The organism is Ramlibacter sp. WS9, assembly GCF_003797765.1.
Classification (GTDB): Bacteria; Pseudomonadota; Gammaproteobacteria; order Burkholderiales; family Burkholderiaceae_C; genus Ramlibacter.
In genome coordinates, this window is record NZ_RKMB01000016.1 from 1 (window position 1) to 21,806 (window position 21,806).

A 21,806-nucleotide genomic window follows, 5' to 3' on the forward strand; every position below is an offset into this window, starting at 1 on the left:
CCGCAGGCCCACCCCGCCCGGCCGGCCCCGTTTCACAACTCACGTTTCGGAGAATCCCATGAGCAAAAAGCCCGTCCGCGTTGCCGTCACCGGCGCCGCAGGCCAGATCGGTTACGCCCTGCTGTTTCGCATCGCTTCCGGTGAAATGCTGGGCAAGGACCAGCCGGTCATCCTGCAACTGCTCGAAGTGCCGGTCGAAGGCCCGCAGAAGGCGCTCAAGGGCGTGATGATGGAACTGGAAGACTGCGCCTTCCCGCTGCTGGCCGGCATGGAAGCGCACAGCGACCCCATGACCGCCTTCAAGGACACCGACTACGCGCTGCTCGTGGGTTCGATGCCTCGCAAGGCCGGCATGGAGCGGGCCGAACTGCTGTCGATCAACGGCCAGATCTTCATCGGCCAGGGCAAGGCGCTCGACGCCGTGGCCAGCCGCAACGTCAAGGTGCTCGTGGTCGGCAACCCCGCCAACACCAATGCCTATATCGCCATGAAGAGCGCGCCCAGCCTGCCGCGCGAGAACTTCACCGCCATGCTGCGCCTGGACCACAACCGTGCCCTGTCGCAAGTGGCCGCCAAGACCGGCACCGCCGTGGCCGACATCGAAAAGCTCACCGTGTGGGGCAACCACTCGCCCACCATGTACGCCGACTACCGCTTCGCCACCGTCGGTGGCAAGGCCGTCAAGGACCTGATCAACGACCAGGTCTGGAACGCCGACACCTTCCTGCCCACCGTGGGCAAGCGCGGCGCCGCCATCATCGAAGCGCGCGGCCTGTCGTCGGCCGCTTCGGCCGCCAATGCCGCCATCGACCACATGCGCGACTGGGCCCTGGGCACCAACGGCAAGTGGGTCACCATGGGCATCCCGTCCAATGGCGACTACGGCATCCCCAAGGACGTGATGTTCGGCTTCCCCGTCACCACCAAGGACGGCAAATACGAAGTGGTCCAGGGCCTGGCCATCGACGAGTTCAGCCAGGAACGCATCAACAAGACCTTGAAGGAGCTGCAGGACGAGCAAGCGGGCGTCGCCCATCTGCTCTGATTGACAGAAGAGCAGTTGTGAGCGACGACGGGCCGCCCCTAGGCGCGAAGGCCCCCTCGGGGGGCAGCGCAGTACACGCAGTGACAAGCGTGGGGGCCAGGCTTCATCCGCGAGAAGTCCTCCTCGGCGCGCAGGCACAAACCGGCTTTCTGCCGGTTTGCGACCACTACAGCGGCGTGGAGGCGCGGATGCGCAAGAGCCTGCAGCTGCAGGCCGAGATGACCGAGGAGTTCGGCGCTTGCGTTTTCGACGTGACGCTGGACTGCGAGGACGGCGCCCCGGTTGGCGGCGAAGCGGAACACGCCGCGCTGGTCGTAGCGCTGGCTTCGCTGGCGAGCGACAAGGCGCGCGTCGCGGTGCGCATCCATCCGGCGGACCATCCGGCTTTCGAGCAGGACATCGCCACCATCGCGGGCAAGGCCGGCAAGCGGCTGTGCCACGTCATGATTCCGAAGGTCGAGTCCGTGAAGGACGTGGAGCGTGCCTGCCAGCTGCTCGACGCCGCGGGCGCCGGTCACTTGCCGGTTCAGGTGCTGATCGAATCTCCCGCTGCGGTACACCGCGCATTCGACATCGCGGCGCACCCTCGCGTGCAGTCGCTCAGCTTCGGCTTGATGGATTTTGTTTCGGCGCACGCCGGTGCCATTCCATCGGACGGCATGGGCATCGAAGGCCAGTTCACGCATCCGCTGGTGGTGCGCGCCAAGCTGGAGATCGCGTCGGCCTGCCACGCGCACGGCAAAGTGCCGTCGCACTGCGTGGTGACGGAGTTCAAGGACACGAAAGCGCTCGGCCGCGCCGCCCGCCGGGCCGCGCAAGAGCTGGGTTACACACGCATGTGGAGCATCCACCCGGACCAGATCCGTCCGATCCTGGAAGCGTTTGCGCCGAGCGTGCATGAGATCGAGACAGCCACAAGAATAATCGCTGCGGCGGCCCAAGCGGATTGGGCGCCGATCAGCCACGAAGGAAAGCTGGAGGACAGGGCAAGCTACCGTTATTACTGGCAGGTGCTGGAGAGGGCGCACCAGACCGGAAGGAAGCTGCCGCAGGAAGTGCAGGGGTGGATGGACACCCCGCGTCAACAATGATCCCAACGGAGACAACCCTCATGAAAACAATCCTCGCTTCGCTGCTCATCGCCACCGCACCCGCGCTGGTGTTCGCGCAAGCTCCCGCGGCAGCCAAGCCTGCCGCCAAACCCGACGTAAAACCCGCGGCCAAGCCGGCCGCCAAGGGCAAGCTCGCCCCGTCCGCGCAGAAGGCCGTGGAAGAAGTGACGCCCATCGACGACGATCCGAGCATCAAGCTGTCCGAGGCCGATGTCGAAGTCGCCAAGAAGGTCTATGTGGGCGACATCCCGTGCGAGCTGGGCGCCAGCGTCAAGATCACACCGATGCGGCGCGAAGGCATGTTCATGATCACGACCAAGGGCCATCGCTTCCGCATGCACCCGGTCGAGAGCCGCACCGGCGCCATCCGCCTGGAAGACCCGGCGCGCGGCGCCATGTGGCTCCAGCTGGGCAATAAGTCGATGCTCATGAGCCAGAAGCTGGGCCAGCGCCTGGCCGACGAATGCCAGAGCCCCGAGCAGCTCACCTATGCCGAAGCCCTGAAGAAGAACCCGTTGCCCAGCATCCTCGATTCGTTGCCGGGACCGCAGAGCACCGCCACCCAGAAAACCGGCCCGAATTGAAGCGGAACGATTCCTGCTTGCCGGTAAACGATTTTTGATTTGAACGGAGAAGACCATGTTGCAAGCCTATGTTGACCACGTTGCCGAGCGCGCCGCGCTCGGCATCCCGCCCCTTCCCCTGTCGGCCAAGCAGACCGGCGAGCTGATCGAGCTGCTGAAGAACGCGTCGCCGGGCGAGTCCGAGTTCCTGGTGAACCTGATCTCGCATCGCGTGCCGGCCGGCGTGGACGACGCGGCCAAGGTCAAGGCGAGCTACCTGGCCGCCGTGGCGCACGGCACCGAGAAGTGCCCCGCGATCACCCGCGAAACGGCGACGCAGCTGCTGGGCACCATGCTGGGCGGCTACAACATCAGCCCGCTGGTCGACCTGCTGGACGACGCGCTGGTCGGCGGCATCGCCGCCGAAGGCCTGAAGAAGACGCTGCTGATGTTCGACCAGTTCCACGACGTCCAGGAAAAGGCCGACAAGGGCAACGCCAACGCCAAGGCCGTGCTGCAAAGCTGGGCTGACGCCGAGTGGTTCACCAGCCGCCCGGAAGTGCCGCAAAGCATCAAGGTCAGCATCTTCAAGGTCTCCGGCGAAATCAACACCGACGACCTGTCGCCCGCGCCCGATGCGTGGAGCCGCCCGGACATCCCGCTGCACGCGCTGGCGATGCACAAGAACCCGCGCCCGGGCATCACGCCCGAAGAAGAAGGCAAGCGCGGCCCGGTCAAGTTCATCGAAGACCTGCGCGCCAAGGGCAACCTGGTGGCCTACGTCGGCGATGTCGTCGGCACGGGCTCTTCGCGCAAATCCGCCACCAACTCGGTGCTGTGGTTCACCGGCGAGGACATCCCGTTCGTTCCCAACAAGCGCTTCGGCGGCGTCTGCCTGGGCGGCAAGATCGCCCCGATCTTCTACAACACGATGGAAGACTCGGGCGCGCTGCCGATCGAGCTCGACGTCTCCAAGATGGACATGGGCGACGAGGTCGAGCTGCGTCCCTACGAAGGCAAGGCGCTGAAGAACGGCGAAGTGATCGCCGAGTTCAAACTCAAGAGCGACGTGCTGTTCGATGAAGTGCGCGCCGGCGGCCGCATCCCTCTGATCATCGGCCGGGGCCTCACCACCAAGGCGCGCGAGGCGCTGGGCCTGCCGCCTTCCACGCTGTTCCGCCTGCCGACGGCGCCGTTCGACACCAAGAAGGGCTACACGCTGGCACAGAAGATGGTGGGCCGCGCGGTGGGCCTGCCGGAAGGCAAGGGCGTGCGCCCCGGTACCTACTGCGAGCCGAAGATGACGTCCGTGGGTTCGCAGGACACCACCGGCCCGATGACGCGTGACGAACTGAAAGACCTTGCCTGCCTGGGCTTCTCGTCCGACCTGGTGATGCAGAGCTTCTGCCACACGGCCGCCTACCCGAAGCCGGTCGACGTGAAGATGCACCACGAGCTGCCCGACTTCATCAGCAACCGCGGCGGCATCTCGCTGCGCCCGGGCGACGGCATCATTCACTCGTGGCTCAATCGCATGCTGCTGCCCGACACCGTGGGCACGGGCGGCGACAGCCACACCCGCTTCCCCATCGGCATCAGCTTCCCGGCCGGCTCCGGCCTGGTGGCCTTCGGCGCCGCCACCGGCGTGATGCCGCTGGACATGCCTGAATCGGTGCTGGTGCGCTTCAAGGGCGAAATGCAGCCCGGCGTCACGCTGCGTGACCTGGTCAATGCGATTCCCTTGTACGCCATCAAGGCGGGCCACTTGACCGTCGCCAAGCAAGGCAAGAAGAACATCTTCTCGGGTCGCATCCTCGAGATCGAGGGCCTGCCTGACCTGAAGGTGGAGCAAGCGTTCGAACTGAGCGATGCTTCCGCCGAACGCTCGGCCGGTGGCTGCACGGTGCACCTGAACAAGGAGCCGATCATCGAGTACATCACCAGCAACATCACGATGCTGAAGTGGATGATCGCGACCGGCTACTCGGACGTGCGCACCATCAACCGCCGCATCAAGGCGATGGAAGCATGGCTCGCCAACCCGGTGCTGATGAAGGCCGACGCCGACGCCGAATACGCCGCCGTGATCGAGATCGACCTGGCCGAGATCCATGAGCCGATCGTGGCCTGCCCGAACGACCCGGACGACGTGAAGACGCTGGCGGAAGTCGCCGGCGCCAAGATCGACGAAGTGTTCATCGGTTCGTGCATGACCAACATCGGCCACTTCCGCGCGGCTTCCAAGCTGCTGGAAAACAAGCGCGACATCCCGGTGAAGCTGTGGATGGCGCCGCCGACCAAGATGGACGCCAAGCAGCTAACCGAGGAAGGCCACTACGGCGTGCTGGGCTCGGCCGGCGCTCGCATGGAAATGCCGGGCTGCAGCTTGTGCATGGGCAACCAGGCGCAGGTGAAGGAAGGCGCGACGGTGTTCTCGACCAGCACGCGCAACTTCCCGAACCGCCTGGGCAAGAACAGCAACGTGTACCTGGGCAGCGCCGAGCTCGCCGCGATCTGCTCCAAACTCGGGCGCATCCCGACGAAGGAAGAGTACCTGGCCGACATGGGCGTGCTCACGGCCGCCAGCGACAAGATCTACCAGTACCTGAACTTCGACAAGGTGAGCGACTACACCGACGCGGCGCAGACCGTGGCGGCCTGAGGCTTCCCCACCCAAGAAAAAGCGGCCCGCGGGCCGCTTTCTCGTTTGGGAATAGCCTTGAGCCCCGATGTGTTTCTGAAACGATTGAAGGAGCAGTAATCATGAGCGCACTCAGTGTCCGTTTGCCCGAATCCCTGCACAAATACGCCAAGGAGTACGCCGCCCAGGAGGGCATCTCCGTGAATCAGCTGATCAGCACCGCGCTGGCAGAGAAGCTGTCGGCACTGGCGACCGAGGACTATCTGGAGTTGCGCGCGAAGCGCGGAAGCCGGAAAAAGTTTGACGCGGCGCTGGCGCGGGTCCCCGACGTTGCACCCGATAAATTGGATCGCAAATAGGCTTGCGCGGAGCGCCAAAAAAAAAAGCGGCCTACGGGCCGCTTTTTCATGCTCGCAACACGGCTCAACGAGCTTCTCGACGCAACACAGGAAACCCTGTCGGAACACAACGCGCGCGCCTGTCGGCGTTCGCTGGCAGCCAGTCAGGCCGGCAGCAGTTCTACCGCGACACCGCCGAGCACCGCGTTGCCGGACAGCGGATCGCGCCGGTCCTCGTCGAGCAGGTCGTTGAGGTTGGCGCCTGGGCGTTCTGCTGCGACGGACAGCCGCGCGCCCGGCAGGTTGTGGCCCCACCCGTGGGGCAGGCTCACCACGCCGGGCATCATGTCGGCGCTCACCTGCACGCGTGCCTCGATGCGGCCGTTCGCATTGCTGATGTGAGCCATGGCGCCGTCCCGCAGGCCGAGTCGCTTGGCATCGTCGGGATGGACCAGCGCCGTGCAGCGCTCCGGCCCTTTGGCAAGCAGCGGCAAGTTGTGCATCCAGCTGTTGTTGGAGCGCACATCGCGGCGGCCGATGATCACCATGGGCGGAGCCGCGTTCGCGAGATCCCGCGCCGGTCGCGAAAGGTCCGCCAGGAACGTCGCGGGCGCGAGTTCGATCTTGCCCGACGGTGTGCGCAGCATCTCCGGGACGCGCGGCGTGAGTTCGCCCAGGTCGATGCCGCCTTGCGCAGCCTGCACCTTGGCCAGGTTCAAACCCTCGGGCTTGCGGCCGAACTGGTCGCCGTGCGGGCCGATGCGTAGTGCCATGTCCAGCATCCGGCGCGGCCCCTTCAAGTGCGACGTTGCTTCGATGGCCCGGGCCGCATGCTCGCCGAAGTGCTTGCCGGCTTCGCGCGCGAAGTGTTCGTCGTCGATCTGCACGGCATCCGCCTGCGCACCCTGGCCGCGCACGATGGCCGCCAGCTTCAACAGCGTGACCCACTCGGGCAATTGGCCTTCCGGCAATGCGAAGACCGCGTCGCTGAACCGCGCATGGTTGCGCCACGACATCTGCGGAAAGGCGATGTCGTAGTGCACGTCTTCCAGCGGCGAGGGCGCGGGCAGGATCACGTTGGCATGGCGGGAGGTCTCGTTGACGTAGATGTCCATGCTGACCATGAAGTCCAGCTGGTCGAGCGCGGCGGCCAGGCGAGGCCCGTTGGGCGACGAGAGCACGGGATTGCTCGCGACGGTGATGAGCGCGCGCACCTGGCCTGCGCCCGGTGTTTCGATCTCCTCGGCCAGGCACGTCATCGGCAACTCGCCGAACACTTCCGGCGCGCCGCTCACGCGGCTCTTGTGGCGGCCCGTGGCAACGCCGCGGCCCGAGCCGGGCGTGCCGGCGGTGTTCGCAGCGAATGCGGCCGCCTTCGGGAACATCGCGCCGCCGGGTTCGTCCAGACGGCCGGTGAGAACGTTGAGCACGTCGACCAGCCAGCTGGCCAGGGTGCCGTATTCCTGCGTGCAGGTGCCGATGCGGCCATAGACGGCGGCGCGCTGGGCGCCGGCGAGGTCACGCGCCAGCCGGCGGATGTCGGCGGCGGCGATACCGCAGCGCTTCGCCACTGTCTCGGGCGAAAAGGCTTGCACTGCCGACTGAACCGCATCGACGCCCGCGACGAACGGGCCGAGCCGGCCCAGGCGCACGAGCCCCTCGTCGAACAACGTGTGCACCATGCCCAGTAGCAGGAAGACATCGGCGCCGGGGCGGATGAAGTGGTGCTCGTCGGCCAGCGCCGCCGTTTCCGTGCGGCGCGGATCGATCACCACCAGCTTGCCGCCGCGGGCCCGCAGCGCCTTGGCCTTGCCGCGGAAATCCGGCACCGTCCACAAGCTGCCGTTGCTCGCCATCGGGTTCGCGCCCAGCATCAACAGGTAGTCGCTGCGCACGATGTCGGGCACCGGGATGCTCAGCATGTTCCCGAACATGAAGCCGCAGGACACGTGCTTGGGCATCTGGTCCAGCGTGGATGCGGAAAAGATGTTCTTGGTGCCCAGCGCCTTCATCAGCTGCGGCCCGTACAGCAGCAGGCCGAACTTGTGCGCCGCCGGATTGCCCAGCGTCATCGCGACCGCATCGCGCCCATGCGCCGCGATGAGCGGCGGCAGGCGGCGTTCGATCTCGGCGAAGGCTTCGTCCCATGTCGCCTCCACGAACTGGCCATCGCGCTTGACCAGCGGTGTGCGCAGCCGGTCCGGGTCTTCGTGCAGGTCCTTGAGCGCCACGCCCTTGGGGCAAATGTAGCCCGCGCTGAAGACGTCTTCGTCATGGCCGCGGATGGCAATGACCTTGTTGTCGGCGACTTTGATTTCCAGGCCGCAGCAGGCTTCGCAAAGGGGGCAGATGCGGTGGTGGACGGTGGCTTCGGTCATGGCATGGGCTCCTAACGTTGTCGATGCTGACGGGTCTGCGCACGCCGCGCGATCACGCGGGCGACAGCTTGCGCAGCACTTCCCCTGTCATGGCGTCGGCCGGAAAGAAGGTCTCCATCGCCAGTTCCTGCAGCGTGACGTCGACCGGCGTGCCGAAGATCGTGGTGGTGCTGATGAAGCTCAGGACACCATGAGTGCTGCGGAACCGGAACGGCATGACCACGCCCAGGTGTTCGCCGTCCATGTGCAGCTCGTCCGCACCTTCGGGTACGGGATAGGCCCGCAACTCTTCCAGGAGCGCGGCCAGCACGCTGTCGCCCGTGGCGTGGATCTGCTGACGCAGCCGTTCGAAGAGGTGGTTGCGCCATTGGACGAGGTTGACGATCTTCGGCGCCAGGCCCAGCGGATGCAGCGACAGGCGCAAGACATTGGTCTGGCCTTGCAGCAGCGAAGGATCGACACCTGTGAGCAGGTGCGGCAGCATGCCGTTGGCCGCGACCAGGTTCCAATGCCGGTCGACGGCCAGCGCCGGATTGGGCTCATGGCTCTTGAGGATCAACTCCACGGCCTGGCGCGCCGCGCTGAGGGCAGGGTCGTCGAGCGGGCGCTCGCGGTACATGGGCGCGTAGCCCGCCGCCACCAGCAGCGCATTTCGCTCGCGCAGCGGGACGTCCAGGCGCTCGGCCAGGCGCAGCACCATTTCGCGGCTTGGCACCGATCGGCCGGTCTCGACGAAGCTGAGGTGGCGCGTCGAAATCTCGGCTTCCTGCGCGAGATCCAGCTGCGACAGGCGCCGGTGCTGCCGCCAGTGGCGCAGGTGATCGCCGAAAGGTTGGGGCGCACGATGGGCGGAGTGGGTGACAGTGTTCATGCCCGCATCGTAGTGCGGCCAGAGCGCAAGGCCATTACCGGCCAGGTAATCGACTGGCTGCCTGTGCGCGGGAACGATGGAGCCCTTCGCAACGCAAAAGGAGCTTCTCATGTCGATCTTTGCCTCACCCCAATTCCTGCGCAATGTGCTGTGGGCCGACGCCACGGCCGGCGCTGTCAGCAGCCTGCTGCACCTCCTGGGCGCGGGCCTCTTGGCGCCCCTGCTCGGCCTGCCCCATGCCGTGCTGGTCATGAGTGGCGCGGGACTGCTCGTCTACGTGGCGGCGGCCATGTACTTGGCGGCGTATGAGCCGATCTCGCGCAGCGGCGTGAGCATGCTCATCGCGGCCAATTGGGCCTGGGTGGGCGGCTGCGCGGTCATCTTCATGATGAACGCCGGCACGGCAACGCCGCTCGGCCAAACCTACATCGTGGTCCACGCCCTGGCTGTGGCCGCACTCGCGGAACTGGAGTGGTTCGGCCTGCGCCGCGCCCCACGCGTCGGCTGGGCATGAAACGAAGTCCTAGAACACGGCGTCTGGAGCGCGACGGCCAGATGCGGGGGCCACCGCGGAACCGGCTTTGCCGGGCCGCTGGTGGCGCCCCCTTGAGGGGGAGGCGCCGTAGGCGCTTCGGGGGTGGGTTTATTCCGTTTCTTGTATGCTGTGGGAACTTTGGCGCTACCGCTGTGCCAGCCAAGTTCCCATCCCCAGCCAAGAGAGAGAAAGTCCCATGACCCGCGTCTTCAATTTCAGCCCCGGCCCCGCGACCCTGCCCGAATCCGTGCTGCGCAAGGCAGCCGAAGAAATGCTCGACTGGCACGGCTCCGGCATGTCGGTGATGGAGATGAGCCACCGCGGCAAGGAATTCATCTCGATCCACGCCGAAGCCGAAAGCCTGGTGCGCGAGCTGATGGGCGTGCCCGCCAACTACAAGGTGCTGTTCATGCAAGGCGGCGCCATCGGCGAGAACGCCATCGTGCCGATGAACCTGATCGGCAAGACCGGCAAGGCCGACTACATCGTCACCGGCGATTGGTCCAAGAAATCGCTGAAGGAAGCCAAGACCTACGGCACCATCAACACGGCGGCCACAGGCCCGAACACTTCCATTCCGAAGCAGTCCGATTGGAAGCTCGACCCGGAAGCTTCATACGTGCACATCTGCTCGAACGAGACCATCGGCGGCGTCGAGTTCCACTGGACGCCCGAGACGGGCAACGTGCCGCTGGTGGCCGACATGTCCTCGAACATCATGTCGCGGCCCATCGACGTCAGCAAGTACGGGCTGATCTACGCTGGCGCGCAGAAGAACATGGGCCCGTCGGGCCTGACCATCGTGATCGTCCGCGACGACCTGATGGGCCACGCACTGCCCATCACGCCGTCTGCGTTCAACTACCAGCTGCAGGCCGAGAACGACTCGATGTTCAACACGCCGCCCACCTACGCGATCTACATCGCCGGGCTGGTGTTCAACCACATCAAGGCGACGGGCGGCCTGGCCGCGATGGAAGCGCACAACAAGGCCAAGGCCGCGGTGCTCTACGACTACCTCGATGAAAGCAAGTTCTTCTCGAACCCCGTCGCGAAAGAAGACCGCTCGCTGATGAACGTGCCGTTCAAGCTCAAGGACGACGCACTGGACGACACGTTCCTGAAGGGCGCGCAGGCCAAGGGCATGATCCAGCTCAAGGGCCACCGCTCGGTGGGCGGCATGCGCGCGTCGATCTACAACGCGATGCCGATCGAGGGGGTGAAGGCGCTGGTCGCCTACATGAAGGAATTCGAGGCGCAGCATGGCTAAAAGATCGTTCAAGGTCCTGGTCCTGAACCAGATCTCTTCCAATGGGCTCAAGCGGCTGCCGGAAGAGAACTACACCACAGGCAAAGACCTGAGCGATCCCGATGCGGTGCTGGTCCGCTCCGCCGACATGCACAGCATCGACATCCCCGCGAGCGTGAAGGCCATCGGCCGCGCCGGCGCGGGCACCAACAACATCCCGGTGAAGGCGATGAGCGCACGAGGCGTGCCGGTCTTCAATGCACCTGGGGCGAATGCCAACGCAGTGAAGGAACTGGTGCTCGCGGGTATGCTGATGGCGGCGCGCAACCTGGCGCCGGCGCAGCGCTTCGTCGAAAAGCTCGACCCTTCGTCGGCCGATCTCGACAAGACCGTGGAAGACGGCAAGAAGAATTTCGCGGGTTACGAACTCGCGGGCCAGACCTTGGGCATCGTCGGCCTGGGCAAGATCGGTTGCCTGGTCGCCGATGCGGCCATCAAGCTCGGCATGAACGTGCTGGGCTATGACCCGGAGATCACCGTCGATGCGGCCTGGAGCCTGCCCGCGCAGGTGAAGCGGGCCACCAGCGTGATCGACGTGCTGAAGAATGCGAACTTCATCAGCCTGCACGTGCCCCTGGTCGACGCCACGCGCGATCTGGTCAACGAGAAGAACGTCGCCCTGACCAAACCCGGCGCCGTCGTCCTGAACTTCTCGCGCGAAGGCGTGGTGAGCGATTCCGCCGTGCTCGCGGCGTTGGACAGCGGCCAGCTGGGCTGGTACATCTGCGACTTTCCGAGCGGCACGATCCTCAAGCACCCCAAGGTCGTCGCGCTGCCCCACCTGGGTGCGTCTACGCGCGAAGCTGAAGAGAACTGCGCCATCATGGTGGCCGACCAGTTGCGCGACTATTTGGAACACGGCAACGTGACCAACGCGGTCAATTTCCCGCAGGTGACGATGGGCCGCGAGTCGCGCTTTCGCGTGGCGATCGCCAATGCCAACGTGCCCAACATGCTGGGGCAAATTTCCACCGCCATGGCGCACGCGGGCTTGAACATCCACAACATGGTCAACAAGTCGCGCGGCGACATGGCCTACACGCTGGTGGATGTGGACAGCCCCGTGGGGGACTCGGTCATTGCCGCGCTCAGGGGCATTGAAGGGGTGCTCGCAGTGCGCTACCTGCCGCAGCCGGAGTAGCCGCAACAGTTGTCACTGTCGGGGCAGGGGTGGTTGTTCTGGCTGCAGAATAGGGGCAAGAGCAACAACAACCAAGGTTGAGCATGCCCCACGCTTTCGCGGACACCCTCAAGTCCTTCAAGACAGGTGCCGGCACCGCCGGCAAGTTCTACTCGCTGCCCGCTCTCGCGAAGCAGTTTCCCAAGATCAGCCGGTTGCCGGTCTCTATCCGCATCGTGCTGGAGTCGGTGCTGCGCAATTGCGACGGCAAGAAGGTCACGGCTGAGCACGTGCGCCAACTGGCCAACTGGTTCCCCAACGCCGACCGCACCGAAGAGATTCCCTTCGTCGTGGCGCGCGTGATCCTGCAGGACTTCACCGGCGTGCCGCTGCTGGCCGACCTGGCGGCGATGCGCAGCACCGCTGCAAGGTTGGGCAAGAAGGCCGGCGCCATCGAACCCCTGGTGCCGGTGGACCTGGTGGTCGATCACTCGATCATGGTCGACCACTACGGCGGCAAGGATTCGCTGGACCTGAACATGAAGCTCGAGTTCCAGCGCAACCGCGAGCGCTACGAGTTCATGAAGTGGGGCATGCAGGCGTTCAGCACGTTCGGCGTGGTGCCGCCGGGCTTCGGCATCGTGCACCAGGTCAACCTCGAGTACCTGGCGCGCGGCGTGCATCGCACCGAGGAAGGGGTGCACTACTTCGACTCGCTCGTTGGCACCGACAGCCATACGACGATGATCAACGGCGTCGGCGTGGTGGGTTGGGGTGTGGGGGGCATCGAAGCCGAAGCGGCGATGCTCGGCCAGCCCGTCTACATGCTCACGCCCGACGTGGTCGGCTTCGAGTTGACCGGCCGCCTGCGCGAAGGCTGCACGGCCACCGACCTGGTGCTCACGGTGACGGAAATCCTGCGCAAGCAGAAGGTGGTCGGCAAATTCGTCGAGTTCTTCGGCGAAGGCACCCGCACGCTGGCGGTGCCGGACCGCGCCACCATCGGCAACATGGCGCCCGAATACGGCGCGACCATGGGCTTCTTCCCCGTCGACGACAAGACCATCGAGTACTTCAAGGGCACGGGCCGCACCAAGGAACAGATCGCCGCGCTGGAGGCGTACTTCCGCGCGCAAGGCATGTTCGGCGTGCCACTGGACGGCGAGATCGACTACACGCAGGTCGTGCGCCTCAACCTGTCCGACGTGACGCCCAGCCTGGCCGGCCCCAAGCGCCCGCAGGACCGCATCGAGTTGGGCAAGGTGGCCGGCAACTTCGGCCAGCTGTTCAGCAAACCAATCGCCGAGAACGGCTTCAACCAGTCGGCCGGCCTGCTGCTGACGCGCCACCTCGTACGGGCCGGCGGCGAGCAGCCCGACGCGAAGGTGCCGGCCAGCCCACCGACGCCTCCGGCGGCCGAGCGCCAACTCATGGAGATGGAGGGCAACAAGCCCACGCTCGCCGCCGCGAAATTCGAAGCGCCGCCGCCGGCCATCAAGGTCGAGGACGTTACCATCGGCAATGGCGACGTGTTGATCGCCGCCATCACCAGTTGCACCAATACGTCCAACCCGGGCGTGCTGCTGGCCGCCGGCCTGTTGGCGAAGAAAGCCGTCGAGGCGGGCCTGCGCGTGAAGCCCCACGTCAAGACGTCGCTGGCGCCCGGTTCACGCATCGTCACGGAATATTTCGAGCGCACCGGCCTGCTGCCCTACCTGGAGAAGCTCGGCTTCGCCCTGGTCGGCTACGGCTGCACCACCTGCATCGGCAACTCGGGTGACCTCACGCCGGAGATCAACGCAGCTATCACCAAGAGCGACCTGGTTTGCGCCGCGGTGCTCTCGGGCAACCGCAACTTCGAAGCGCGTATCCACCCGAACATCAAGGCCAACTTCCTGGCCAGCCCGCCGCTGGTCGTGGCCTATGCGATCGCCGGTACCGTGCTCAAGGACCTGATGACCGAGCCCGTCGGCAAGGGCCATGGCGGCAAGGATGTCTACCTGGGCGACATCTGGCCTTCCAGCGACGAGATCCACAAGCTCATGAAGTTCGCGCTCGACGGAAAGATGTATGGCGCCAATTATGCGAAGGTCAAGGCCGAGCCCGGCGAGTTGTGGGAAGCGATCCACGGCGTCAGCGGCGAAACCTACACCTGGCCCGCCAGTACCTACATTGCCCAGCCGCCGTTCTTCGAGGACTTCACGCTCGCACACACCGCAGCCGAGGAGCCGGTGACGGTGCGCGGTGCGAGGGTCATGGCCCTGTTCGGCGATTCCATCACCACCGATCACATCTCGCCGGCGGGTTCCATCAAGGAAAGCTCACCGGCCGGTCAATGGCTGTTGGCGAACGGCGTCAAGAAGCCCGACTTCAACAGCTACGGTTCGCGCCGGGGCAACCACGAAGTGATGATGCGTGGCACCTTCGCGAACGTGCGCATCAAGAACCTGATGATCCCCGCGGGCCCCGACGGCTCACGCGAGGAGGGCGGCCTCACGCTCTACCGCGGCGCCGACGGTGCCGCCGAAAAGATGTTCATCTATGACGCGGCGATGAAGTACATGGCCGAGGGCCGGCCCACGGTCATTTTCGCGGGCGAGGAGTACGGCACGGGCTCCTCGCGCGACTGGGCAGCCAAGGGCACGCAGCTGCAGGGCATCAAGGCGGTCATCGCCAAGAGCTTCGAGCGCATCCACCGCAGCAACCTGGTGGGAATGGGCGTGCTGCCGCTGCAGTTCAAGGGCAGCGACACCTGGCAATCGCTGCGCCTGCAGGGCGACGAGCTGATCGACGTGATCCCCGATCCGCTGCTGCGCCCGCGCAGCGACGCGCAGCTACTGGTGACGCGCGCCGACGGCAGCCGCGAGGAACTGACGGTGACGCTGCGCATCGACACGCCGATCGAGGTGGACTATTACCAGCACGGCGGCATTCTTCCTTTTGTGCTCAGGCAGCTGTTGGCTGCATAAGCACTTATTCTGCTGGCGGCGTCGCCGCCACGAGTTTCTGAAGAAAACCGGCCGCGTGCGAGGCCACTGGCGAGAACGTGCGCCCGCGCAGCGACACGATCGCAAGGTGCGACTGCGACTTGGGCTGGTCGGCGATCTGCAGGGCGCATAGCACGCCGGAAGCGACCTCCTGCGCCACCAGCCCGGGCGTGCCGATCATGACAGTGTCCGTCGCCATGGTGATGGCCTTGAGCGACAGGATGTCGTCGCATTCCACGGCGATGGGCAACTCGTCGGATTCGTCGATTCCCATCAGCCGGCGCAGGTTCGCCTGCACGGGCATAGGCAGCCGGCCGGTCGCGAGGCCGAAAGGCGCCATGTCGGCCATGCACCGTGTCTTGCGTGCGAGCAGCGGGTGGCCCTTGCGCACGTAGAAGGTGCCCGCGACCGTGCCGATGGAGCGGACCTCGAACGCCTCGTCGCCCGCCGCGAACCGCGCGTCCCCCACGAAGAAATCCAGTTCCTGCCGCTTGAGCGGCGCCAGCAGGTAGCTGGGGCTCTGAACCTGCAGCCGCACGGCCACCCGCGGGTAGCGCTGGCGCAGGTGGGCCAACAATGGCGGCAGCAGGCGTGCCGCGGTGAACTGGCCAAAGCCCAGCGCGAGTTCACCGATTTCATGGTCGCGGTACAGGTCCACGTCGCGCTGGAAGCGGCTGTTTTCCGCCAGGAGCCGCCGCGCCCGCTCGGCCACGAACGCACCGGCGGGCGTACAGCGGACAGCGGCGCCGCCGCGCTCGAAGAGCGTCAGGCCCAGCTCTGCCTCGGCCGCCTGGATGCTGCGGCTGAACGCCGGCTGGCTCAGGTGCACCGTCTGGGCCGCGCGGCGGAAATTGCTCTCGTCCGCCAAAGCGACGACGTGGCCGAGTCGTTTGAGGTCCATGGTTTCGCCCTGGCCGCTGATGCAGCCGCTGCATCGATTTTATTCATACTATGCATTGGACGGAAATACTTTAAGCATGAACAATCGCAATTGAGATATTCGCAACAGGAGCAGGGCAATGACAGGCGGTTCGGGCGCGCACAACGTGTCCAGGTTGATGGGCGCGAGCGTTTGCCGCATGCCGGGCTCCGTGGTGGAGCAGCTGCTGGGAATGCGCGCGGGCATCTGCCGGCTGAACGCCCGCACCGGAGTGCGCACGGCCCTGCTCTACAGCAGCGGCTGGTTCGTGCAGTGGCATGAGGGCACGCAGGAAGCCGTCGACGATGTCTGGCAGCGGGCCCTGACGCACCCCGGCCATGCCCACGCCCGCGTGATTCATCGCAGCCAGGGGGTGCCCGGCTTGACCGAACCCCTGCACATTGCGTCGCTCCACAACCGCGACAAACCCACGGACGTTGCGCGCCGCTTGCTGCGCATCGAGCGCGAGCATGAACTGGAGCTCGACGGCGAGCCCGCGGAAATGTGGAACCTGCTGAGCGCCCCTTGCATGCTGGAGCCTCGCGACACGGCGCTGTCGGTGGCTCGCCGAAACGTGGTGGCCGTCACCTCCGAGTACACCGAGTCGGTGGATCTGATCAAGGTGATCGCCGATCGAAGCCGCGCCCCGATCAGCTACCAGCGTTTTGCGAGCGGCGACGCGGGCGAGGCGGGAGCTGCGTATGTCGACGTGGCGGGCAGTGGGTACATGACCCGACTGCAGGCACTGTCGCGGCGCGCCCTCGACAACAGCATGATCAAGCTGTCGCTGTGCGGCATGCAAAGCCTGGTGCTGCTCACCGGCCACCGCCCGCACCACGCCTCGCGCCTGGCCACGGCCGTCGTCGGTTTGCTCGAAGGCATGGCCGTGCGGCCGAATGTGCGGGTCATCGGGTCTTGCGCACAAACCCGTGCCGAAGCAGTCAACGTGCTCCACGGTCTCCCGGGCCTGGACATCGTCGAGGTTGAGTCGACCCGCTCCTCGGGTGCGCTGGCCGACACGGTTCTCGATGCCATTGGCAGCTGCGCCGATACGGCGCGTGCACGACTGGATTTCCTGAGCGCGTAGAACGCCCGCCTGCAGCGCGCATGCAGCGCGCACGCCGCGTGTGCACAATGGGCGCCCATGACCCGACAAGTGCTGATCGTTGGGGCCGGCATAGGCGGCCTGTCTGCTGCTCTCGCGGCGAGCCGGGCCGGCTGGCTGCCGCGCCTGTACGAACAGGCGCCGCACCTGAGCGAGGTGGGCGCCGGAATCCAGCTCGGCCCCAACACCACACGCATCCTTCACAGCTGGGGCCTGGACCGGGCCCTCGCCCAGGTCGCGGCCTTTCCGCAGCGCCTTCGCGTGCGCAGCGCGCATGATGGGGGCGAGCTCGGCACACTGGCCTTGGGCGACACCCTCGCGCAGCGCTACGGCGCCCCCTACGCTTGCGTGCACCGCGCCGACATGCAGGCGCTGCTGCTGGAAGCGGCGCGGATGGAGGGCGTCGTTCCTGTGCTCGCTTCGCGCGTCAGCGCTGTGGTCGCCTTCGGTGACGCGGTCGCGCTCCGCGTCAAGGGCGGCGCCGAGGTCGAGGGCGATGCGCTGATCGGCGCGGACGGCTTGTGGAGCCGCGTGCGCGAACTGATCTGGCGCGATGGGCCGCCGCCCGCGACGGGGCATGTTGCTTACCGCAGCGTTGCCTCGCAGGAAGGCCTGCCGCCGGCGCTGCGCACGCAGGACGTCAACGTCTGGCTCGGGCCGCGCATGCACCTGGTGGCGTATCCCGTCCGCGGGGGCGACGCGCTGAATGTCGTGGTGCTGGTCGAAGGGCGGTCCAGCGGCCCGGCCGACGACTGGGACCAACACGCGGTCACGGCCGAATTGCAGCGCGCGATGGGCGAGTCGTGCGCGCCACTGCGCGATCTGGTGAATGCGATGCCGGGTTGGCGCCTGTGGAGCCTGCACGATCGCGCACCGATGCGCAGCGCCGACGCGATGGCGCAGGGTTGCGTCGCGCTCCTGGGCGATGCCGCGCATCCGATGCGCCCGTACTTCGCCCAGGGCGCGGGCATGGCGATCGAAGATGCGCGAGAGCTGGGGCGAGCCCTGTCGTCCGTGGGCGGGCCTATCGACGTACCCTTGGCCCTTCGCCGCTATGCGCTCAATCGTTGGCAGCGTGTGGCGCGCGTCCAGGGCCTGTCGCGGCGCAACGGCCGCATCTTCCACGCGATGGGGCCGGTGCGGTGGGCGCGCGACCTGGCCATGCGCGTGATGGGCGAACGCCTGCTCGACCAGCCCTGGCTCTACGGCGAATGATTCGCCGCCCTGCAACGCCCTACAAGTCCGTGCGCAGCTTCCAGATTTCGGGGAACAGCACCACGTCGAGCATCTTGCGCAGGTAGCTCACGCCGCCGGTGCCGCCCGTGCCGCGCTTGAAGCCGATCACGCGTTCCACCGTGGTGACATGGCGGAAGCGCCAAAGCCGGAACGCATCTTCAAGGTCGGTGAGTTCTTCGCCCAGCTGATACAGGTCCCAATACTGCTTGGGGTTGCGGTAGCAGGCCAGCCAGGCCTTCTCGACCTCGTCGCTTTCCACATACGACTGCGTCCAGTCGCGCTGCAGATGGCTTTGCGGCACCGGCAAGCCGCGGCGGGCGAGCAGGCGCAATGCCTCGTCGTAGAGCGATGGCGATTCGTAGGCTTGCTGTACCTGCGCAAGCAATTCGGGCCGGTGCGCGTGCGGCTTGAGCATCGCCGCGTTCTTGTTGCCCAGGGCGAACTCGATGCAGCGGTACTGGGCACTCTGGAAGCCGCTGGAGCTGCCGAGGTAGGGCCGGATCGCACTGTATTCGGGGGGAGTCATCGTGGCCAGCACATCCCAGGCGTGGACCAGCTGCTCCATGATGCGGCTGACGCGCGCCAGCATCTTGAACGCAGTGCCCAATTCGTCCTTGGCCACATGGGCGATGGCCGCGCGCAGCTCGTGCAGCATCAGCTTCATCCACAGCTCGCTGGTCTGGTGCTGGATGATGAACAGCATCTCGTTGTGGTCGGGCGAGAGCGGCTTCTGGGCGCTGAGGATGGCGTCGAGTTGCAGATAGTCCGCATAGCTCATGGACTTGCTGAAGTCCAGCTGCGCGCCTTCACTGTGCACGATGGACTCGGGCGTGGTGGGGGATGGGTTGTTGCCGTTCATGTCAAGTTACCGCGTGCTTCTGGTTGAACTCGGGGCGGCGCCATTCCGCGGACTCCAGCACTTGCTTCAAATGTTCCACCGAATGCCACACATCCTCGAACCCGATGTACAGCGGGGTGAAGCCGAAGCGCAGGATGTCCGGGTGTTTCGCATCGCCGGCGCGGAAGTCGCCAATCACGCCGCGCGCGATCAATGCTTGCACGATGGCGTAAGCGCCCGAGGCCGCACCGGCCTCTTTGACATCCCTTCGCGTGAGGCACACCTGCGAGCCGCGGCGCCCGTGGTCGCGCGGCGTCACAAGTTCCAGACCGTGCCCGGCGCAGCGTTCTTCCACCAGGCGGATGTACAGGTCTGTCAACGCCAGCGACTTCGCGCGCAATGCCGTCATGCCACCCAGTGGCTGTGCGGCCAGCAGTGTGTCGAGTCCGCACTCCAGGGCCGTCATACCGAGGATCGGTTGCGTGCCGCACAGGTAGCGCGCGATGCCTGGGGCGGGCCGATACTCCGGCGTGAACTCGAACGGCGCCGCATGGCCCCACCAACCGGAGAGCGGCTGCTCGAAGCGGTCAGTGTGCTGGGGATGGACCCACGCGAAGGCCGGCGCGCCCGGGCCGCCGTTGAGGTATTTGTAGCCGCAGCCGATCGCGAAGTCCGCCTGCGCAGCATGAAGGTCCACAGGCACGGCGCCGGCACTGTGCGCGAGGTCCCACACCGTAAGCGCGCCGTGCCGGTGCGCCGCCGCGGTGATGGCTGCCATGTCGTGCATGGCGCCGGTGCGGTAGTTGACGTGGGTGAGCATGAGCACCGCGACGTCCGCCCCCAGCGCTTCGTCGATGCGCTCGTCGTCGACCAAATCCAGCGTGAAGCCGCGCTCCTTGCACAGCGATTGCGCGATGTACAGGTCGGTCGGGAAGTTGCTGCGTTCGCTGACCACACGCTTGCGTTTCGGATCGGCCTGCGCAGCCATGTGCAGCGCCGCGCTCAGCACCTTGTACAGGTTGATCGACGTGCTGTCGGTCGCGACCACTTCGCCGGCCTTCGCGCCGATCAAGGTGGCGATGCGGTCGCCCAGGCGCTGCGGCAGGCTGAACCAGCCGGCGCTGTTCCACGAGCGGATCAGGCCTTGGCCCCATTCCTCAGTGACCGCTTGCGCGATGCGCGCGGGAGCCGCGCGTGGCAGCACGCCCAGCGAGTTGCCGTCGAGGTAGATCACGCCTTCGGGCAGGATGAACAGGTCGCGCAGGTTGCGCAGCGGGTCTTGCGCATCGAGGGCGCGGCAGTCTTGCAGTGTGGTCATCGTCATAGTTCTCGCAGCACGGCCCTCACGGGGGAGGCGTCGGCTGTTATCAGTTTGAGAGGCAGGGCGATCAGTTCGTAGTCGCCTTCGGGCACGTCGTCAAGCACCAGGTTTTCCAGCACGCGAAGGCCCAGGCGGCGGATCACCTGGTGGCTGTCCAGGGTCTTGCTTTCGGCGGGGTCGATGCTGGCGGTGTCGATGCCCACCAGCTGAACGCCCAGAACGGCGAGCCGCTCGATGGTGACGGGTGCGTAGGCGGCGAGGTCCGCGTCCCAGCGGTCGGCCGGCATGCGTTCGTACGTGCGCACCAGCACGCGAGGCGGAATGCCATGCACCGCGTGCTCAAGATGTTTCCATTCGACCAGCGGGCCCTTGCCGATCGCATGGATCACGCGGCAGACCCCGAGATAGGGTTCGAGCCCGACGGCGCCGATGGCCGCGCCCTCAGGGTCGTAGTGAAGCGGCGCATCGGCGTGCGCACCGACGTGCGGCGACAGGGTGATGCGGCTGACGTTCACCGGGCAGCCCGGTGCCAGCGTCGCCGACCACTCCTGGCCGTAAGGCGTATCGCCCGGAAACACGGGCGAGCCGGGCGCCACCGGTGGCGAGATGTCCCAGATTTTTTTCATGAAAGAAAGTGTGCGCCGGTGCGCGGGGGCGCGGTGTCGGTTAATCCCAACAAAACGAAAATAGTTGAGGCTTAAAGCACTTGGTGCGGCAGCGGCGGCAGGCCGTGGCGCGCCCGGGCGGTGTTGCAAGCCGGGCTGCCGGCCTCGAATTCGCGGCAAGGGGAAGGGCGCCATTCATAGATGCCGCACGTGACGCGCTGGCCGAGCGTGCCCGTGAGGGCAGCGCAGCGCGGTGGCGAATGGTCGGTGCCGCGCATCCGGCAGGTGGCGCCCGTCACCTCCACGGCCAAGCCGTCCGGAACGCAACCGCCCTGGTCTTCCAGCTCATCCACGGCGAAGTCCACGCGGAAGCTCGCGCAACAGGCGCCACAGGCGAGGCACGGGTGGCCGGCCGGTTCAGCCATGGCGGTCAACCCGCGCCCACGTTGACGCGTTGCGGTAAAACTGTATATAAATACAGTCATTCATCTCTTCATCAGGAGGAAAGCATGGAACTTCAGACTGCACGCCAGATTATCGACACCCTGTCCCAGGGCGTGGACCCCGTCACCGGCGAGACGATGCCCGCCGACAGCCCGTACAACGAGCCGGCCGTCATCCGCGCCTTGTTCACGGTGTCGCACGCGCTTGAAGGCAAGCTGGCTCGCATGCAGCGGGCGCAACCTCGCAACGCCGGCAAACCCTGGGTGACCGACGAGGACGCGCAACTGGTGGCCGCGCATCGCGAGGGCAAAGACGTGAAGCAGATGGCCGAGCAAATGGGCCGCACGCCTTTCGCGGTGGAGTCGCGGCTGGTCAAGATGGGCCTGCTGCCGCCGCGTCCCGGCATGCGCATGATGGCGCCGACCGCAGCAGCCTGAAG

The 21,806-nt window shown here is 66.1% G+C and carries 19 protein-coding genes; 12 read left to right on the forward strand and 7 right to left on the reverse strand.

Features of this window, described 5'->3' with window-relative positions; translation table 11 throughout:
• The first annotated feature begins 58 nt into the window (after positions 1-58).
• From EEB15_RS21320 to EEB15_RS21340, 5 genes are all read left to right on the forward strand, one after another.
• A complete protein-coding gene (locus EEB15_RS21320; protein WP_141511918.1) occupies positions 59-1,045 on the forward strand; it encodes a malate dehydrogenase in 987 nt (328 codons plus the stop codon).
• A 188-nt stretch (positions 1,046-1,233) separates the two neighbouring features.
• On the forward strand, positions 1,234-2,136 hold the full coding sequence (locus tag EEB15_RS21325; protein WP_141512087.1) for a CoA ester lyase: 903 nt from the start codon (positions 1,234-1,236) through the stop codon (positions 2,134-2,136).
• A gap of 20 nt (positions 2,137-2,156) precedes the next feature.
• Complete coding sequence (locus EEB15_RS21330; RefSeq protein WP_141511920.1) at positions 2,157-2,741, forward strand: hypothetical protein; 585 nt, start codon at positions 2,157-2,159, stop codon at positions 2,739-2,741.
• 55 nt (positions 2,742-2,796) lie between these two features.
• Complete coding sequence (locus EEB15_RS21335) at positions 2,797-5,382, forward strand: bifunctional aconitate hydratase 2/2-methylisocitrate dehydratase (protein WP_141511922.1); 2,586 nt, start codon at positions 2,797-2,799, stop codon at positions 5,380-5,382.
• Positions 5,383-5,483: 101 nt separating this feature from the next.
• Positions 5,484-5,720 (forward strand): DUF6290 family protein, encoded by a 237-nt coding sequence (locus tag EEB15_RS21340; RefSeq protein ID WP_141511923.1) that lies wholly within the window; start codon positions 5,484-5,486, stop codon positions 5,718-5,720.
• A 143-nt stretch (positions 5,721-5,863) separates the two neighbouring features.
• On the opposite strand, the gene EEB15_RS21345 is transcribed toward EEB15_RS21340, so the two are convergent.
• Together EEB15_RS21345 and EEB15_RS21350 are read right to left on the reverse strand one after the other, a co-directional pair.
• Positions 5,864-8,077, reverse strand: coding sequence for a molybdopterin-dependent oxidoreductase (locus EEB15_RS21345; protein WP_141511924.1), 2,214 nt, complete (start codon positions 8,075-8,077; stop codon positions 5,864-5,866).
• A gap of 52 nt (positions 8,078-8,129) precedes the next feature.
• Positions 8,130-8,948, reverse strand: a complete 819-nt coding sequence (locus EEB15_RS21350; protein ID WP_141512088.1) for a helix-turn-helix domain-containing protein — start codon at positions 8,946-8,948, stop codon at positions 8,130-8,132.
• A gap of 109 nt (positions 8,949-9,057) precedes the next feature.
• On the opposite strand from EEB15_RS21350, the gene EEB15_RS21355 reads away from it, so the two are divergent.
• The 4 genes from EEB15_RS21355 (at position 9,058) to EEB15_RS21370 (ending at position 14,881) form a co-directional block, all read left to right on the forward strand.
• The gene (locus EEB15_RS21355) at positions 9,058-9,462 is read left to right on the forward strand and encodes a hypothetical protein (protein ID WP_141511925.1); all 405 of its coding nucleotides are present in this window, start codon (positions 9,058-9,060) and stop codon (positions 9,460-9,462) included.
• Between the two features lie 217 nt (positions 9,463-9,679).
• Positions 9,680-10,753: a 3-phosphoserine/phosphohydroxythreonine transaminase gene (serC, locus tag EEB15_RS21360; protein WP_141511927.1), complete on the forward strand. Its 1,074-nt coding sequence runs from the start codon at positions 9,680-9,682 to the stop codon at positions 10,751-10,753.
• The gene (locus EEB15_RS21365) at positions 10,746-11,933 is read left to right on the forward strand and encodes a phosphoglycerate dehydrogenase (RefSeq protein ID WP_141511928.1); all 1,188 of its coding nucleotides are present in this window, start codon (positions 10,746-10,748) and stop codon (positions 11,931-11,933) included. The genes serC and EEB15_RS21365 overlap by 8 nt, the downstream gene beginning before the upstream one ends.
• Positions 11,934-12,016: 83 nt before the next feature.
• The gene (locus EEB15_RS21370; RefSeq protein ID WP_141511930.1) at positions 12,017-14,881 is read left to right on the forward strand and encodes an aconitate hydratase; all 2,865 of its coding nucleotides are present in this window, start codon (positions 12,017-12,019) and stop codon (positions 14,879-14,881) included.
• Positions 14,882-14,885: 4 nt separating this feature from the next.
• On the opposite strand, the gene EEB15_RS21375 is transcribed toward EEB15_RS21370, so the two are convergent.
• Entirely contained in the window at positions 14,886-15,800 is a 915-nt protein-coding gene (locus EEB15_RS21375; RefSeq protein ID WP_141511932.1) for a LysR family transcriptional regulator, read from the reverse strand.
• Between the two features lie 118 nt (positions 15,801-15,918).
• Between EEB15_RS21375 and EEB15_RS21380 the strand changes: the two genes are divergently transcribed.
• Together EEB15_RS21380 and EEB15_RS21385 are read left to right on the forward strand one after the other, a co-directional pair.
• Positions 15,919-16,905 (forward strand): BLUF domain-containing protein, encoded by a 987-nt coding sequence (locus EEB15_RS21380; protein WP_141511934.1) that lies wholly within the window; start codon positions 15,919-15,921, stop codon positions 16,903-16,905.
• A 57-nt stretch (positions 16,906-16,962) separates the two neighbouring features.
• Positions 16,963-18,138 carry an FAD-dependent monooxygenase gene (locus tag EEB15_RS21385; RefSeq protein ID WP_141511936.1) on the forward strand — a complete coding sequence of 392 codons (1,176 nt, stop codon included), beginning with the start codon at positions 16,963-16,965 and terminating at the stop codon, positions 18,136-18,138.
• 19 nt (positions 18,139-18,157) lie between these two features.
• On the opposite strand, the gene kynA is transcribed toward EEB15_RS21385, so the two are convergent.
• The 4 genes from kynA to EEB15_RS21405 form a co-directional block, all read right to left on the reverse strand.
• Positions 18,158-19,018 (reverse strand): tryptophan 2,3-dioxygenase, encoded by an 861-nt coding sequence (gene kynA / locus EEB15_RS21390; protein WP_141511938.1) that lies wholly within the window; start codon positions 19,016-19,018, stop codon positions 18,158-18,160.
• 1 nt (position 19,019) lies between these two features.
• Positions 19,020-20,315, reverse strand: coding sequence for a kynureninase (kynU, locus tag EEB15_RS21395; protein WP_141511940.1), 1,296 nt, complete (start codon positions 20,313-20,315; stop codon positions 19,020-19,022).
• Positions 20,316-20,317: 2 nt separating this feature from the next.
• Positions 20,318-20,944 (reverse strand): arylformamidase, encoded by a 627-nt coding sequence (gene kynB, locus EEB15_RS21400; protein WP_141511942.1) that lies wholly within the window; start codon positions 20,942-20,944, stop codon positions 20,318-20,320.
• Between the two features lie 71 nt (positions 20,945-21,015).
• Positions 21,016-21,348, reverse strand: coding sequence for a YkgJ family cysteine cluster protein (locus EEB15_RS21405; protein WP_141511944.1), 333 nt, complete (start codon positions 21,346-21,348; stop codon positions 21,016-21,018).
• A gap of 84 nt (positions 21,349-21,432) precedes the next feature.
• Between EEB15_RS21405 and EEB15_RS21410 the strand changes: the two genes are divergently transcribed.
• Positions 21,433-21,804 carry a hypothetical protein gene (locus EEB15_RS21410; RefSeq protein WP_141511946.1) on the forward strand — a complete coding sequence of 124 codons (372 nt, stop codon included), beginning with the start codon at positions 21,433-21,435 and terminating at the stop codon, positions 21,802-21,804.
• Positions 21,805-21,806: the final 2 nt, after the last annotated feature.